General features: G+C 64.5%; 14 protein-coding genes. 6 read left to right on the forward strand and 8 right to left on the reverse strand.

Annotated features, from left to right (window positions below; all coding sequences use genetic code 11):
• Positions 1 to 169 precede the first annotated feature (169 nt).
• The 4 genes from paaG to NGR_RS24195 all read left to right on the forward strand — a co-directional run bounded on the left by paaG (position 170) and on the right by NGR_RS24195 (position 3,459).
• A complete protein-coding gene (gene paaG, locus NGR_RS24180) occupies positions 170 to 961 on the forward strand; it encodes a 2-(1,2-epoxy-1,2-dihydrophenyl)acetyl-CoA isomerase PaaG (protein ID WP_012709123.1) in 792 nt (263 codons plus the stop codon).
• Positions 958 to 1,431: a hydroxyphenylacetyl-CoA thioesterase PaaI gene (gene paaI, locus NGR_RS24185; protein ID WP_164924458.1), complete on the forward strand. Its 474-nt coding sequence runs from the start codon at positions 958 to 960 to the stop codon at positions 1,429 to 1,431. The genes paaG and paaI overlap by 4 nt, the downstream gene beginning before the upstream one ends.
• A 24-nt stretch (positions 1,432 to 1,455) precedes the next feature.
• Positions 1,456 to 2,766, forward strand: coding sequence for a phenylacetate--CoA ligase PaaK (gene paaK, locus NGR_RS24190; protein WP_012709125.1), 1,311 nt, complete (start codon positions 1,456 to 1,458; stop codon positions 2,764 to 2,766).
• A gap of 96 nt (positions 2,767 to 2,862) precedes the next feature.
• The gene (locus tag NGR_RS24195; RefSeq protein ID WP_012709126.1) at positions 2,863 to 3,459 is read left to right on the forward strand and encodes a TetR/AcrR family transcriptional regulator; all 597 of its coding nucleotides are present in this window, start codon (positions 2,863 to 2,865) and stop codon (positions 3,457 to 3,459) included.
• Between the two features lie 59 nt (positions 3,460 to 3,518).
• Here the strand turns inward: NGR_RS24195 and paaZ are convergent, their stop codons facing one another.
• From paaZ to NGR_RS33590, 8 genes are read right to left on the reverse strand one after another with little or no spacing between them, the layout of a single operon-like run.
• Positions 3,519 to 5,576, reverse strand: a complete 2,058-nt coding sequence (paaZ, locus tag NGR_RS24200; protein WP_012709127.1) for a phenylacetic acid degradation bifunctional protein PaaZ — start codon at positions 5,574 to 5,576, stop codon at positions 3,519 to 3,521.
• A 15-nt stretch (positions 5,577 to 5,591) separates the two neighbouring features.
• Positions 5,592 to 6,347, reverse strand: coding sequence for a Phenylacetic acid catabolic protein (locus tag NGR_RS24205; RefSeq protein WP_164924671.1), 756 nt, complete (start codon positions 6,345 to 6,347; stop codon positions 5,592 to 5,594).
• A gap of 60 nt (positions 6,348 to 6,407) precedes the next feature.
• On the reverse strand, positions 6,408 to 7,484 hold the full coding sequence (gene paaE / locus NGR_RS24210) for a 1,2-phenylacetyl-CoA epoxidase subunit PaaE (protein ID WP_012709129.1): 1,077 nt from the start codon (positions 7,482 to 7,484) through the stop codon (positions 6,408 to 6,410).
• A gap of 29 nt (positions 7,485 to 7,513) precedes the next feature.
• The gene (gene paaD / locus NGR_RS24215) at positions 7,514 to 8,038 is read right to left on the reverse strand and encodes a 1,2-phenylacetyl-CoA epoxidase subunit PaaD (protein ID WP_164924459.1); all 525 of its coding nucleotides are present in this window, start codon (positions 8,036 to 8,038) and stop codon (positions 7,514 to 7,516) included.
• 12 nt (positions 8,039 to 8,050) lie between these two features.
• On the reverse strand, positions 8,051 to 8,836 hold the full coding sequence (paaC, locus tag NGR_RS24220) for a 1,2-phenylacetyl-CoA epoxidase subunit PaaC (RefSeq protein ID WP_012709131.1): 786 nt from the start codon (positions 8,834 to 8,836) through the stop codon (positions 8,051 to 8,053).
• Entirely contained in the window at positions 8,836 to 9,120 is a 285-nt protein-coding gene (paaB, locus tag NGR_RS24225) for a 1,2-phenylacetyl-CoA epoxidase subunit PaaB (RefSeq protein WP_012709132.1), read from the reverse strand. The genes paaC and paaB overlap by 1 nt, the downstream gene beginning before the upstream one ends.
• A gap of 27 nt (positions 9,121 to 9,147) precedes the next feature.
• Positions 9,148 to 10,152, reverse strand: a complete 1,005-nt coding sequence (paaA, locus tag NGR_RS24230) for a 1,2-phenylacetyl-CoA epoxidase subunit PaaA (protein WP_012709133.1) — start codon at positions 10,150 to 10,152, stop codon at positions 9,148 to 9,150.
• Positions 10,134 to 10,550 (reverse strand): beta-ketoadipyl CoA thiolase, encoded by a 417-nt coding sequence (locus NGR_RS33590; protein ID WP_012709134.1) that lies wholly within the window; start codon positions 10,548 to 10,550, stop codon positions 10,134 to 10,136. The genes paaA and NGR_RS33590 overlap by 19 nt, the downstream gene beginning before the upstream one ends.
• A 246-nt stretch (positions 10,551 to 10,796) precedes the next feature.
• Here NGR_RS33590 and NGR_RS24240 point away from each other — a divergent pair, with 246 nt between their 5' ends.
• Positions 10,797 to 11,438: a response regulator transcription factor gene (locus tag NGR_RS24240; RefSeq protein ID WP_012709135.1), complete on the forward strand. Its 642-nt coding sequence runs from the start codon at positions 10,797 to 10,799 to the stop codon at positions 11,436 to 11,438.
• Positions 11,439 to 11,618: 180 nt separating this feature from the next.
• Positions 11,619 to 12,806: an aminotransferase class V-fold PLP-dependent enzyme gene (locus NGR_RS24245; RefSeq protein ID WP_012709136.1), complete on the forward strand. Its 1,188-nt coding sequence runs from the start codon at positions 11,619 to 11,621 to the stop codon at positions 12,804 to 12,806.
• Positions 12,807 to 12,817: the final 11 nt, after the last annotated feature.

Consider the following 12,817-nt stretch of genomic DNA (forward strand, 5'->3'; position numbering starts at 1 on the left):
TCGGATTCTCCGATCGACTTCTCGGATCTGACGACTGCGCCGCGCCCTGCCGATCTGGTCGCCGGCTCATGGGAGTCCTTCCTCGCAGCCGCATTTATCATTGACTGACCGGTCGGTTTATGCAAGGCTTTTTTCCGGCCGCGGCGCGATCCGGCGGCAAGGAGGGAACATGTCCGAATCCGAGACCGTTCTGTCGGCGCTTGAAGACGGCGTACTGCGCCTGACGCTCAACCGCCCCGACAAGCTGAACGCCTTCAACGAGGCCATGCATGTCGCGCTGCGCGCCGGCTTCGAACGCGCCCATTCGGACGATCACGTGCGTGCCGTTCTCCTGACGGGGGCGGGGCGCGGTTTCTCTGCCGGCCAGGACCTCGGCGATCGCGATCCGCGCAAGGGTGGCACGCCAGACCTCGGCCAGACGATCGAGACCTTCTACAATCCGCTTCTACGGCTGATCCGCAACCTGGAAAAGCCGGTCGTCTGCGCCGTCAACGGCGTTGCCGCCGGCGCCGGCGCCAACATCGCCTTCGCCTGCGACATCACGCTTGCGGCCCGTTCGGCCCGTTTCATCCAGGCCTTCGCGAAGATCGGCCTGGTGCCCGATTCCGGCGGAACCTGGAGCCTGTCGCGGCTCATCGGCGAAGCCCGTGCCAAGGCATTGGCGCTGACGGCGGAACCGCTCGACGCGGAGACGGCGGCAAGCTGGGGCCTGATCTGGCGCGCCATCGACGATGCTGCGCTGTTGGACGAGGCAACCGCGCTTGCTGCGCGCCTCGCCGCCGGGCCGACCAAGGGGATCGGGCTGACCAAGCGCGCGATCCAGGCGGCCGCTAACAACGCTTTCGACGAACAGCTCGACCTCGAGCGCGACCTGCAGCGCGAAGCCGGCCGCAGCGCCGACTATGCCGAGGGCGTGGCGGCCTTCCTGGAGAAGCGCAAACCGGAGTTCAAGGGCCGATGATGGACTCGGCAAGATTGACCGCCGATGAACTGGCCGATGCCTGCGCCCGAGTCATGTGGGACGACGACCAGGCCTCCCAGCGGCTTGGCATGACGCTTGATCGGATCGCCCCGGGCGAGGCGACGCTGTCGATGGCGATCGCACCGGAGATGACCAACGGCCACGGCACCTGCCATGGCGGCTACATCTTTACGCTTGCCGATTCCGCCTTTGCCTTCGCCTGCAACAGCTACAACCAACGCGCCGTCGCCCAGCATTGCTCGATCACCTACATCGCCCCGGCCTTCGAGGGTGACCGGCTGACGGCGGCCGCCCGCGAGATCTCGCGGCGCGGCCGGGGCGGCATCTACGATATCCGCATCACCAATCAGCGCGGCGAACCTATCGCCGAGTTCCGCGGCCATTCGCGCACCGTCAAGGGCAACCACGTGCCGCAGGCGGAGGAGGCCCCGCAGTCAGACATCGATTGACCGAAAACCCGGAGGAGACATTGGATGGAAGACCTTTCGCCCCGCCCCGGCGATCTCGAGCCAATCGAAACCGCGTCGCGCGACGAGATCGCCTCGCTCCAGCTGGAGCGCATGAAGTGGTCGCTCAACCATGCCTATGAGAACTCGCCCTTCTACCGCGCCCGGCTCGATGACGCCGGCGTGCATCCGTCCGACCTGAAGACGCTCGCCGACCTTTCGAAATTTCCGTTCACCACCAAGCAGGATCTGCGCGACACCTATCCCTTCGGCATGTTTGCCGTGCCGCGCGCGAAGATCTGCCGCATTCACGCCTCGTCGGGGACGACCGGCAAGCCGACCGTCGTCGGCTATACGCTGAAGGATGTCGATACCTGGGCGACGGTCGTCGCCCGCTCCATTCGCGCCTCCGGCGCCAGGCCGGGCGACATCGTCCACGTTTCCTATGGCTACGGACTCTTCACCGGCGGGCTTGGCGCCCATTACGGCGCCGAAAGGCTCGGCTGCACCGTCGTGCCGATCTCCGGCGGCATGACCGAGCGGCAGGTGACGCTGATCGCCGACTTCAAGCCGCGCATCATCATGGTGACGCCCTCCTACATGCTCTCCATCCTCGACGAGTTCCGTCGCCAGGGGAAGGACCCGCGCGACAGCTCGCTGGCCGTCGGCATCTTCGGCGCCGAGCCCTGGACCAACGCCATGCGCGACGAGATCCAGGACGCCTTCGACATGCATGCCGTCGACATCTACGGTCTTTCGGAGGTGATCGGGCCGGGCGTCGCCAATGAATGCGTCGAAACGAAGGACGGGCTGCATGTCTGGGAGGATCACTTCTATCCGGAAATCATCGATCCGGAGACCGGCTCCGTTCTGCCCGACGGCGAGATGGGCGAACTGGTCTTTACCACCCTCACCAAGGAGGGCCTGCCGATGATCCGCTACCGCACCCGCGACCTGACGCGGCTTCTGCCCGGTACGGCGCGGTCGATGCGCCGCGTCGAGAAGATAACCGGCCGCTCGGACGACATGATGATCCTGCGCGGCGTCAACGTCTTCCCCACCCAGATCGAGGAGCAGATCCTCAAATGCGGCGGCCTGGCGCCGCATTTCCAGATCGAGCTAACGCGGTCGGGTCGCTCGGACGACATGACCGTCCATGTCGAATGCACGCTGGAAGCCGCCGATGAAGCGGCCCGAGCCGGGTCGGCAAGGGAGCTCGCCCACCATATCAAGAGCGTCGTCGGCGTCAGCACGACGATCACGGTCCATGATCCGGGCGGCGTTGCCCGCTCGGAGGGCAAGGCGAAACGCGTGGTCGACAACCGGCCGAAGGAATGAGCGCCGGACGGACGGTCGTGGACCTTCTTTGCCGGAGGACTTTACGGTCCTCCCCTATTCGTGGAATTGGACAGGTACAGAGTTAACAGGATCAACATGGCACGAACGCGCGCAATCGATTTTGAGGAAAAACAGCGTGGCATTCTGGCGAGCGCCGCGGCAGTCTTCGCCGAGATGGGCATGGAAAAGGCCTCGATGGCGCAGATCGCCGCGCACAGCAATGTCTCCAAGGCTCTCCTCTATCATTACTATCCAAGCAAGGACGCTCTGATCTTCGACATCATCCGCTCCCATCTGACCGAACTCGACGCCGAAATCGAAGCCGTTGACCGACCGGAGCTTGCTCCCGGGGAGCGGTTGCGCCTGCTTGTCCGTCAGGTGCTCGAAAACTATCGCGATGCCGACGACCAGCACAAGGTCCAGTTGAACGGCACGAGCGCTCTCTCGGCCGAGCAGATGGCCGAGATCCACGCCATCGAGCGGCGCATCGTCAAGCGCTTCTCGACCGTGATCAGCGCCATCAACCCTGACCTCAACAAGGACCGGCCGCTGCTGATGCCGGTTACCATGTCGCTCTTCGGAATGATGAACTGGGTCTATATGTGGTTCCGGCCAGACGGCCCTATCAGCCGCGACGACTATGCCGATGTTGCCACGACGTTGATTCTTGAAGGTATCAAGGCGGTGCGCTGATATTGGCTGCCGGGCAGAGGGGGTATCAACCCCCGCGTTACCGGCTTCCGCCACCGTCTTCAGCCTCTCGTCTTTGCCACCATCGTCAGCACGTCGTACCCGGCAACGGTCGCGCCCGTCTGGTTGGTGACGCGGCAGTCCCAGCGCACCTCGCCATGCTCGGCATTGATCCGCGGATTGATCTCCTTGCAGGTGAGCCGGACCTGTAGCGTGTCGCCGGGATAGACCGGCGTCAGTAAGCGCAGATTGTCGACGCCATAATTGGCCAGCACCGGCCCTGGTGCCGGGTCGACGAAGAGGCCGGCCGCGAAGGAGACGATCAGATAGCCGTGCGCGACACGTCCGTCGAAGAACGGATTGGCGCGTGCGGCTTCCTCGTCCATGTGGGCATAGAAGGTATCGCCGGTGAAACTGGCAAAGTGCTCGATATCTTCGAGCGTCACCGTGCGGGTCGCGGTCACCAACTGGTCACCGATCCGAAGCTCGGCAAGCGACTTGCGGAACGGATGTTCTCCGTCGACACGCGCCTCGGCGCCCTCTACCCAGCGGCCGGTAACCGCCGAAAGCAACGATGGCGCACCCTGGACGGCGGTGCGCTGCATATAATGCTTGACGCCGCGCATCCCCCCAAGCTCTTCGCCGCCGCCGGCCCGACCCGGCCCGCCATGGACGAGCCCAGGCAGCGGCGAACCGTGCCCGGTCGAAGACTTCGCGCTCCGGCGATTACCGATCATCACGCGGCCGTGGAACGGCGCGATGCCGAGCACCAGCTCCTCCGCAATGCGAGCGTCGTTGGTGAAGACGGAGGTGACGAGGCTGCCCTTGCCGCGCTTCACGAGCTCGATCGCCTCGTCCGCCGTGTCGTACGGCATGACGGTGCTGACCGGACCGAACGCCTCGACATCGTGCACCGCCCCGGCCGCGGCTGGCCTGTCGCAATAGAGGAGAACCGGATTGAGGAAGGCGCCCGCTTCCGGGTCACCCGACACAACCAGTGCGCTTGAGGGGTCGCCGACGACGATCTCCGCATCGGCGGCGAGATCGCGGAGGCGAGCCCGCACCTCCTCGCGCTGCCCGAGGCTTGCAAGCGGTCCCATCTTGACGCTCTCGTCGGCGGGGTTGCCGAGGGCGACCTTGCCGAGCCGCTCGCCGAGCGCGGCGATGAGCGCATCGCAATGGGCGCGCGGAGCGATGACGCGGCGGATGGCGGTGCATTTCTGCCCGGCCTTCGCCGTCATCTCGCGGGCGACCTCCTTGACGAAGAGTTCGAACTCCTCCGTTCCGGGACCCGCGTCGTGACCGAGAACGGCCGCGTTGAGGCTGTCGGCCTCCATGGTGAAGCGCACGGAATTCTCGACGATCGCCGGATGCGTCTTCAGTTTGCGCCCGGTCACGGCCGAGCCCGTGAGAGTGACGACGTCCTGACTGTCGACATGATCGAGGAGATCGCCGATCGAGCCGCAGACAAGCTGCACGGCACCTTCCGGCAAAAGGCCCGTCTCCACTATCCGCCGCACCATAAGCTCGGTGAGGTAGGCGGTCTGGCTCGCCGGCTTCACGATCGCCGGCATGCCGGCCAAGAGCGTCGGGGCGAGTTTCTCGAGCATGCCCCAGCAGGGGAAGTTGAAGGCGTTGATGTGGATCGCCACGCCTTCGAGCGGCGTCAGGATGTGCCGGGCCGAAAACGTCCCGTCGCTCGACAGGGTCTCGACGTCGCCGTCGACGAGCACGCGGGTATTCGGCAGTTCGCGCCTGCCCTTCGAGGCATAGGAGAACAGCGTGCCGATGCCGCCTTCAATGTCGATCCAGCTATCCGTGCGGGTGGCGCCGGTGGCCGTGGAGAGCGCATAGAACTCGTCCTTGCGCTCCATCAGCGCCTGGGCGAGCGCCTTCAGCATCGCCGCCCGCTCATGGAACGACATGCGACGGAGCGCCGGGCCGGCCTTATCGCGGCCATAGGCGCGTGCGGCGGCAAAGTCGATACCGGTGGAATCGACCAGCGCCACCGGGGCGCCGGTCGCGGCATCGAGCAAGGCCACGCCTTCCTTCGCACCCCTCGTCCAGACGCCGCCGACATAGCTTTCGAGCCGGCGCGGGCGGTCTGCCATTGCGTTCATCGCGACTTCCTTCCGTCAGTTCAATTTCAGTGCGGCAAGCTCAGCGTCGATCGCCGCCTGCCATTCGGCGAGCAAAGTCTCATTGGGCGTGTGGCGGAGACCGAGACGGGCGAGCGTCTCGTAGCGCGCCGAGCCGGCAAGTCCGAAACTCGCCGTCACCCGCGGCCGCCAATAGGAAACCGCTTCCCGCGCCGCGCGCCGCCCCTCCTCCGACGCGGCGATGCGCAGCAGTCCCTCGACCCCGAGCTCGGCGTGGCGCGCCTCGCGCGGCAGGATCGCCCGGAACACTTCGGCGAGCGGCTGGTAGGAGACGCGCGCCAGTTCGCCAAGCTGGATGGCGACCGCCCTGCCCATCAGCACGTTCATGACGACCGCGTCGACCCAACCTTGGAGCGGGTAGTGCAGCACTGAAAGCCGCATATCGCCGCCCCGGCGCTCCGCGCCGATATCGGCATCGCGGGGAAGCCTGGCGGCCCAGGGATGGTGGACCGCATAGCGGGCCGTATCGGCTCCGAAACTGCCCATGATCTCGAGCACCCTTCCGGCGTGATCGGCTTTCTCCAACACAATCCGCGCCGCCGCGATGCGTTCCTTGATCCCCGGGGCATCGTTGATGACATCGGCAAAGCCGGCCGAACCGGCGAGTTCGCTGTCGACGAAGCTCGCCATCAGCCGCAACAGCTCGCCGCGATAGCGGGGCGGCACATTGTCCGGCGAGGTAAGCACGCCGCCCTGGGCGAGGTAGTCCTCGATCGGCATCGTGTCGAACATCGAACCGGAATTTGAACCGGACTTTGAACCGGACATGGCTTCCTCCCGGCGGTCGGCCGCTCACTGGTCGTAGCTGACGACGATGCGGTCGCTCAGCGGATAACACTGGCAGGTCAGCACATATCCCTGTTCGACCTCGTAATCCTCAAGCGCATGGTTGGTCTCCATCTCCACCTCGCCCTCGATCACCTTGGCGCGGCAGGTGGAACAGACGCCCGCCTTGCAGGCGTAGGGCGCGTCCATCCTGTTTTCGAGTGCCGCTTCGAGGAGGCTCTGCCCCTCTTTCGGAAAGCTGAAGTTGCGCGTCGTGCCATCGAGGGTGACGGTCGCCTCGCACGTTGCGCGCCTGTCGGCACTGTCAGCGCTTACCACCTTGCGACGCGCAAGGCCGGGCTGCGAGGAGGCGAACAGCTCGAACTTGATCTGCTCGTCGCGAAGGCCGTGCGCGCGAAGCGCCGCGGCGATCGCCAGCATCATCGGCTCCGGACCGCAGATGAAGACGGTGTCGACCGACTTGAGGTCGATCCAGCTGCGGAACAGCGCCTCGCATTTCTCCGCGTCGATCCGTCCGGTGAAGAGGTCGATATCCTGGGCTTCGCTTTCGAGGACATACAGTGCCGCAAAGCGCCCGAGATGGAGGTTCTTGAGGTCTTCGAGCTCCTCGCGGAACATGATCGAGCTAACGTGACGGTTGGCATAGACCAGCGTGAACTGCGCCCGCGGCTCGCGCGCAAGCGTCGTCTTGATGATCGACAGGATCGGCGTGATGCCGCTGCCGCCGGCAAAGCCGAGATAGTGTTTTGCCACCTCGGGCTCGATCGGCGTGAAGAAGGCGCCCATCGGCGGCATCGCTTCCAGTGTCTCGCCCGGCTTGAGCTCCTCGTTGATCCAGGTGGAGAAGCAGCCGCCGTCGACCCGCTTGATGCCGACCTTCAGTACGCCTTCGTCCTTTCCGGCGCAGATCGAATAGGAGCGGCGCAGTTCCTCACCGTCGAACCGGCGGCGGAATGTCAGATATTGCCCTTGCGTGAAATCGAAAGCGGCCCGGTCCTCCTCGCGTGGCTGAAGCGTGATGACCACGGCATCGCGGGTTTCGCGCCGGACCTCGGTGACTTGAAGAGGATGGAATCGTGCCATTTAAGCGAGCCTCACTCCTGGCATTTGCGTCAGATGCACTTGAAATAGTCGAAGGGTTCGAGACAGTCGCGGCAGCGATAGTTCGCCTTGCAGGGCGTCGAGCCGAACTGGCTGATCTTCTCGGTCCGGGTGGAACCGCATCGGGGACAGGCAACCGTCAGGTTTGAGCCGCTGGAAAGGCGCTCGATCCGCTTCAGGAGCCGGCCATCGGCAGCGGTGCCGTCGATCGGCGGCGCGATGCCATAGGCATTGAGCTTCCGGCGCGCCTCGGTGCTGATCCAATCCGTGGTCCAGGCCGGCGAGAGCCGACGTTCGAGCCGGACGCTTTCGATCCCCTTGTCGTTCAACGCCTGTTCGATATCGAGGTTGATGGCCGTCGTGGCCGGGCAGCCCGAATAGGTCGGCGTCACCGTCACCACCAGCGTATCGCCGTCCCACGCGACATCCCGGACGATGCCGAGGTCGGTGACCGAGACGACAGGGATCTCGGGGTCCGGCACCTGCGCCAGCCAGTCCCAGATATCCTTGACCGAGGGATGTGCCGCAGCCACCAACGCCGCCTCCCCCTACCAGGTGGCGCCCGGATAGGCGCGCTGCAGGAACTGCAACTCGGCGAGGATATAGCCGAGTTGCTCCGTATGGATGCCGCGCTTGCCGCCCTTGTGCATATGGCCGTCGGCCGGCCTTTTCAGCGTCGCCACCGAAAGCGCTTCGGCGACCAGCGCATCCCACTCGGCCTTCAGGCTTTGCGGCTCGGGGGCCACACCGGCCGCGGCAAGAGCCTCGTCGGAGGTCTCGCCGACGAACATTTCCCCGGTGTACGGCCAAAGGTCGTCGAGCGCCTCCTGCATACGGGCGTGGCTTTCCGCCGTTCCGTCGCCGAGGCGGATCACCAGATCGCGGCTGCGTTCAAGGTGGTAGGACACTTCCTTCGACGCCTTCTCGGCGATTTCCGCAATACGCACGTCGGACGAGGCGCGCAGCGCATTCAGGATGACGTAATGCCACGCGTCGAACAGGAATTGGCGCATCATCGTCTTGCCGTAGTCACCGTTCGGCCGCTCGGTAAGCAAGAGGTTACGAAATTCGCGTGCGTCGCGGAGATAGGCGAGATCGTCCGCGCTGCGGCCACCGCCCTCGACCTCGCCGGCAAGTCCGAGCCAGAGCTGCGTCTGGCCAATGAGGTCGAGCGCCGTGTTGGCAAGCGCAATGTCCTCCTCGAGTGCCGGCGCATGGCCGCACCATTCCGAGAGCCTATGGGCGAGGATGAGCGCATTGTCGCCCGTCCTCAGCAGGAATTCGAAAAGTGCGGCCCGGTCGACGGCCGCTTCCCCTATGATCGCGGTCGTCATCACATGTGCCCCACTTCGTCGGGAATGTCGAAGAAGGTCGGGTGGCGGTAGACCTTGGAATTCGATGGTTCGAACAGCGGGCCTTTCTCGGAGGGCGCGCTAGCGCTGATGTCGGCCGATCGCACGACCCAGATGCTGACGCCCTCGTTGCGACGGGTGTAGACGTCACGCGCGTTGTTGATCGCCATTTCCGCGTCCGGCGCATGCAGGCTGCCGACGTGGCGATGATTGAGGCCATGCTGGCCGCGGATGAAGACTTCCCAAAGGGGCCATTCGCTGGACATCGTTTCTCTCTCCCAAATTCCTGCGCCTTATTCCGCAGCGGCCGATTTTTCGGCGCGGCGGGCCGAGGCCTTCTCGGCGTGCGCCGTCAGTCCGTCGCGGAACCATGCGCCGTCGTCCCAGGCCTTCCGGCGTGCGCCGAGGCGTTCAGCGTTGCAGAGGCCGTTGCCGGCGATCACCTCGAAGAACTCCTTCCAGTCCGGCTCGCCGAAATCGTAACCGCCCTTTTTCGCGTTCCATTTGAGGTCCGGGTCTGGGACCGTCAGGCCGAGATAGTCCGCCTGCGGCGCGGTCTGATCGACGAACTTCTGGCGGAGTTCGTCATTCGAGTTCTGCTTGATTTTCCAGGCCATCGACTGGGCCGAATGGATGGAGGCATCGTCCGAGGGGCCGAACATCATCAGCGACGGCCACCACCAGCGGTCAAGAGCATCCTGCACCATCGCCTTCTGGGCCGGCGTGCCCTTCACCATCTTCGCGAGGATGTCGAAGCCCTGGCGCTGATGGAAGCTTTCCTCCTTGCAGATCCGGACCATGGCACGGGCATAGGGCCCGTAGGAACAGCGCTGCAGCGGCACCTGGTTCATGATCGCAGCGCCGTCGACCAGCCAGCCGATGGCGCCGATATCGGCCCAGGAGAGCGTTGGATAATTGAAGATCGACGAATACTTCGCCTTGCCGCTGTGGAGCTGCTCATACATCTCGTCGCGGCTGATCCCGAGCGTCTCGGCGGCGCAATAGAGGTAGAGTCCGTGGCCGGCTTCGTCCTGGACCTTGGCGAGCAGGATCGCCTTGCGTTCCAGCGTCGGCGCGCGGGTGATCCAGTTGCCTTCCGGAAGCTGGCCGACGATCTCCGAATGGGCGTGCTGGCTGATCTGCCGCACCAGTGTCTTGCGGTAGCCCTCCGGCATCCACTCCTTGGGCTCGATCTTCTGCCCGGCATCGATGCGCTCCTGGAAGGCGCGCTCCTCGGGCGCCATCTCATCGAGCGATTTGACGCGGGCCGCGTCGGTTTTCACCATTTGCGCATACATGGGCTCTCCTCCGCCGGACGCGCTCGAGAATGATGGCGATGCCCTGGCCGACGCTGATGGACATCATGCACAGCGCGTAACGGCCACCCCTGGCGATGACGCTGACAGACGGCCGTCGTCACCAGCCGCGCACCGCACATGCCGATCGGATGACCGATCGCGATGGCGCCGCCGTGCGGAATCAGATGGGGCGCCTCATCGGCCAGGGCCGGAACGAGGTCGTCGGCGAAGACGCCGGCGTCGGCGCGACTGACGCCGAAATCCTCCGTAACATTGTCCGCCGTCTCCGGCATGGAATCAACACCGGCCGTCGCCTTGAGCCTTGGGCTGACGAAGGGCGCCTTCCCATATCCGCCAATCCGGATGCGTAGCGCATCGCAGCCGAAAGTTTCGGACATGCATTTCCTCCCTACCGGGTCGGCCACTTTCATTAACCGACCGATCGGTCAGATATATAGGGCAAAATATGTCACAATTCAACAGAGATTACGAATATTTCTGTGACATAGCCAAAACTGAGCTGCCAGCGCGTGGGACCTGCCAGAGCGGGCTATTTGAATATGTTCCGTCGCTCCGCGGTGACCTGAGCGCGACCTCAAATGTTAGTTTCCCCTAAGAGGCTTGTGGTCAATGGGAGAGAACGCATGGTTTCATCCGTGCCGCAGGAGGCGGTGGGGCGTGTTCTGATCGCGGAACGCAATCCGCTCGTCATTGCTGCCTTGCGTGGATTGTTTTCCGAAAATGCCCGCTTTTTCATCGTCGATACTGCGCGTACATCGGCCGAGCTTTGCGAGAAGCTTGCCTTGGTGGAAGCCGATTGCGTGCTGCTCTCCTGGCAGCTCGAAGATGCCGATGCCCCGGACGTGCTGGCGGATATCGGCCGCCTCGGCTTCGATCCGAAGATCGTCCTCTTTGCCGATACCAATAATCCCGCCGTCGTCAACGAGACGATCCGGCTCGGGGTAAACGGCCTTTGCTACCATTTCGAGGATCCGGAAATTCTTTTCGCGACGCTGACCGCCGTGATCAAGGGCCGGATCTGCATCCCCTATACGGCGCTGTCGAAGATCTCCAACCCGCCGTTTCAGCAACTCACCGCGCGCGAGACCGAATTGCTCGGCATGCTCGCCAATGGCTGGTCGAACACGCAGATCGCCAGCCGCACCGGCATTTCCGAGAATACGGTGAAATACCACCTCAAGAACCTCTACGATAAGCTCGAAGTGCGCAATCGCGCCATGGCCGTGGCCATTTACGCCAAGGAACGCCGGCGCAACCCGGCCTGAGACTACCTGCGGGTAGGTCCTCCCCTACCCACCCCTTCCCGGCAACCACCCATCGGGGCCGCGCCCGCGCTGCCCATCCGGCATTCGTTTCTGCCCGAGCGAGTGTTGTGCGGCGATGGCGCGAAAGGCAGCTTTGGCGTTGAGGAAACGCCGTCCGCGGACGCAGCCATTGGAGGAACGATGTCAGGCTACAACCATCTCTTCATTCCGGGCCCCACCAACATCCCCGAGCAGATTCGCCAGGCGATGAACCTGCCGATGGAAGACATGCGGTCTCCCCGGTATCCGGAGCTTACGCTGCCGCTCTTCGCCGACGTCAAGAAGGTCTTCAAGAACCGGAACGGCCGCGTCTTCATCTATCCGTCGTCCGGCACCGGCGCCTGGGAAGCGGCGATGACCAACGTGCTCTCCCCCGGCGACCGGGTGCTGATGAGCCGCTTCGGCCAATTCTCGCATCTCTGGGTCGACATGGCCGAGCGCCTCGGCCTCGAGGTCGATTGCCTCGACCGGGAATGGGGCACCGGCGTGCCGGTCGACCTCTACACCGAACGGCTCGCCGCCGACAAGGCGCACAGGATCAAGGCCGTATTTGTCACGCACAATGAAACCGCGACGGGCGTGACGTCGGATGTCGCCGCTGTGCGCGCCGCGCTCGACGCCTCAGGCCATCCGGCACTGCTCTTCGTCGATGGCGTCTCCTCGATCGGCTCGATCGACTTCCGCCAGGACGAGTGGGGCGTCGATTGCGCCGTCTCGGGCTCGCAGAAGGGCTTCATGCTGCCAGCCGGCCTCGGCTTCCTTTCGGTCAGCCAGAAGGCGCTCGAAGCTGCAAAGACCGCACGCCACATGCGCTGCTACTTCTCCTTCGAGGACATGATCAAGACCAATGACACCGGCTATTTCCCCTATACGCCGCCGACGCAGTTGCTGCACGGTCTGCGTGCCGCGCTGGACGTGATTTTCGAGGAAGGCCTCGAAAACATCTTCGCCCGCCACCGTCACCTTGCCGACGGTGTCCGTGCCGCAGTCTCCGCCTGGGGCCTCAAGCTCTGTGCGACCGAGCCGAAGTGGTATTCCGACACCGTCTCGGCGATCCGCCTGCCGGAAGGCATCGATGGCGTCAAGGTCATCCGCCACGCCTTCGACACTTACAACACCTCGCTCGGCAGCGGACTCAGCAAGGTGGCGGGCAAGGTCTTCCGCATCGGCCATCTCGGCTCGCTCAACGAGGTCATGGTGCTCGGCGCCCTTTCGGCCGCCGAACTGACGCTGCTCGACTGCGGCGTGAAGATCGAGCCGGGCGCGGGCGTCGGCGCTGCGATCCGCCAGTTCCGCGCCGCCGCGACGGCGACCGCCAAGGCAGCCTGAGCCAGGCAAGG

Source organism: Sinorhizobium fredii NGR234, assembly GCF_000018545.1.
Lineage (GTDB): Bacteria > Pseudomonadota > Alphaproteobacteria > Rhizobiales > Rhizobiaceae > Sinorhizobium > Sinorhizobium fredii_A.

What these genes read in the sequence shown, in the direction of transcription:
- paaG (WP_012709123.1), top strand. Translation starts at nt 170, where the DNA reads ATGTCCGAATCCGAGACCGTTCTGTCGGCGCTTGAAGACGGCGTACTG.
- paaI (WP_164924458.1), top strand. Translation starts at nt 958, where the DNA reads ATGATGGACTCGGCAAGATTGACCGCCGATGAACTGGCCGATGCCTGC.
- paaK (WP_012709125.1), top strand. Translation starts at nt 1,456, where the DNA reads ATGGAAGACCTTTCGCCCCGCCCCGGCGATCTCGAGCCAATCGAAACC.
- NGR_RS24195 (WP_012709126.1), top strand. Translation starts at nt 2,863, where the DNA reads ATGGCACGAACGCGCGCAATCGATTTTGAGGAAAAACAGCGTGGCATT.
- paaZ (WP_012709127.1), bottom strand. Translation starts at nt 5,576, where the DNA reads ATGAACGCAATGGCAGACCGCCCGCGCCGGCTCGAAAGCTATGTCGGC.
- NGR_RS24205 (WP_164924671.1), bottom strand. Translation starts at nt 6,347, where the DNA reads ATGTTCGACACGATGCCGATCGAGGACTACCTCGCCCAGGGCGGCGTG.
- paaE (WP_012709129.1), bottom strand. Translation starts at nt 7,484, where the DNA reads ATGGCACGATTCCATCCTCTTCAAGTCACCGAGGTCCGGCGCGAAACC.
- paaC (WP_012709131.1), bottom strand. Translation starts at nt 8,836, where the DNA reads ATGACGACCGCGATCATAGGGGAAGCGGCCGTCGACCGGGCCGCACTT.
- paaB (WP_012709132.1), bottom strand. Translation starts at nt 9,120, where the DNA reads ATGTCCAGCGAATGGCCCCTTTGGGAAGTCTTCATCCGCGGCCAGCAT.
- paaA (WP_012709133.1), bottom strand. Translation starts at nt 10,152, where the DNA reads ATGTATGCGCAAATGGTGAAAACCGACGCGGCCCGCGTCAAATCGCTC.
- NGR_RS33590 (WP_012709134.1), bottom strand. Translation starts at nt 10,550, where the DNA reads ATGTCCGAAACTTTCGGCTGCGATGCGCTACGCATCCGGATTGGCGGA.
- NGR_RS24240 (WP_012709135.1), top strand. Translation starts at nt 10,797, where the DNA reads ATGGTTTCATCCGTGCCGCAGGAGGCGGTGGGGCGTGTTCTGATCGCG.
- NGR_RS24245 (WP_012709136.1), top strand. Translation starts at nt 11,619, where the DNA reads ATGTCAGGCTACAACCATCTCTTCATTCCGGGCCCCACCAACATCCCC.